The following is a 1,783-nucleotide window of genomic DNA, read 5'->3' as shown; positions in this document are numbered from 1 at the left end:
TGTAGCTGCTGGGTGAATGCTGGTTCTTCCGCATTTCCCGTGCAGCGGGTGGTCATTCCGGGATGAGGTGATCACATAGAGTGCGTTCTTGTCCTCCAAAGTCTGGTTCTTGTTCGAGCACCTTCCTTCACTCATTCCGGCAGGGTTGCTGGTTCAGCAGGTCTTGCCGTCCCCCGACCTTCTCACCATCGTCGTTGCACCGCGTGAGCCCTGTGCCGCATGCCCGAGCTGCGCCACGCTGTCTTCCCATGTCCACAGCCGGTACGACCGTCTCCTTCAGGACGTGCCCTGGCAGGGGCGCCAGGTCTTGCTGCGTGTCCGGGCGCGCCGGTTCCGGTGTCTTGCACCAGCCTGTCCTCGGTTGACCTTTGCTGAGCGGCTCGCCGATACCGCGCCGGCTGCCGCGCGGCGGACCGAGCGCCTGGCCGACCTGCAGCGCCATCTCGGTCTCGTGGTCGGCGGCGAGGTTGGCGCCCGGCTTGCGGCGCGCCTGGCCATGCCGGTCAGCGGTGATACGCTGCTTCGCATGGCGCGGCGTGCCGGCGCGACACCGCAGCCGAGGCCGCCCGTTCGGGTGCTGGCGGTTGACGAGTGGGCCTGGCGCCGTGGCCACCGCTATGGGACGGTGCTGGTCGACCTTGAGCGCAATAGCGTCGTCGATCTCCTACCTGACCGGCAGGCCGAGAGCCTGGCGGCGTGGCTGAAAGCCAATCCGAGTGTCGCCGTCATTGCTCGAGATCGTGCTGGCGTCTTCGCCGACGGCATTCGCCAGGGCGCGCCGAATGCCACTGAGGTCGCCGACCGCTGGCATCTGCTGCGCAATCTCGGTGACGCGGTCCATGCCGTCGCGCAGCATCATAATGCTGCCGCTCGCAGGATTGCCAAGGAGATTATGGCCCACCCGCCGTGTGTCGGCACGTCGGGCGAGGCCACAACCGAGCCGGCGACTGCCGTCCAGCGCCGCAGCACGGCGTCACATGCCCACCGTCAGGCGCAGCTCGAAGAGGCAGCGCGTCTGCATGCGGCAGGCGCCTCGATCAGTGCCATCGCTCGCCAGCTCGGCCTCGATCGCAAGACCCTGCGACACTGGCTGCAGGCCGGCACGGTTCCGACCTGGCACAAGCCGCGGCGGGGCAGCATGCTCGATCCTTACCGCGACCACCTGGAGCGCCGCTGGAGCGAGGGGTGCCACAACGCCGCCCGGCTATGGCAGGAGCTGGTGGCACTTGGGTTCCCTGGCCGGACGGCCATTGTGGGCGCCTGGGCAACGGAACGGCGCAGGGCGGCACCGACCGGTTCCAGCATGCCGGTTACTGCCGAGGGCAAGCCGTGGCGGCCACCCTCGGGGCGGCGTGTGGTCCGGCTGCTGATGGCCGACGCGCGGAACCTGTCGCCGCCAGACCGGGCCTTTGCCGCGCAGTTGTTGAAGGAGGAGCCCGGCTTGGAAATCACGGTGGCTGCTGCCAAACGGCTCCAAGCCCTGCTGCGCCGACGGAGCGAGGAGACACTCGCTGACGTTCTCGCCGCCGCGGAGCAGACGCAGCTGGCCGGCTTTGTGGCTGAGATGCGCAAGGACATCGGCGCCGTCGAAGCAGCGCTCACGCTGCCCTGGACCACCAGCCCCGCGGAGGGGCAGATCAACCGGATCAAGATGATTAAGCGCACGATGTACGGGCGCGCAGGGTTCGAGCTCCTGCGCGCCCGTGTCTTGCATGCCGCGTGAAGCTCACCCGCTGCACGGGAAATGCGGAAGAACCAATTTTCGATCAGCATTGACACTTGC

At 67.7% G+C, this 1,783-nt stretch carries 1 protein-coding gene; it reads left to right on the top strand.

The genetic code is table 11. The features are described 5' to 3' along the window. The first annotated feature begins 88 nt into the window (after positions 1-88). A complete protein-coding gene (locus tag Q7A36_RS39565) occupies positions 89-1,723 on the top strand; it encodes an ISL3 family transposase (protein WP_305109279.1) in 1,635 nt (544 codons plus the stop codon). Positions 1,724-1,783 lie beyond the last annotated feature (60 nt).

Source organism: Paracraurococcus lichenis (assembly GCF_030657435.1).
Taxonomy (GTDB): domain Bacteria; phylum Pseudomonadota; class Alphaproteobacteria; order Acetobacterales; family Acetobacteraceae; genus Paracraurococcus; species Paracraurococcus lichenis.
This window is presented reverse-complemented; position numbering and strand designations above follow the sequence as displayed.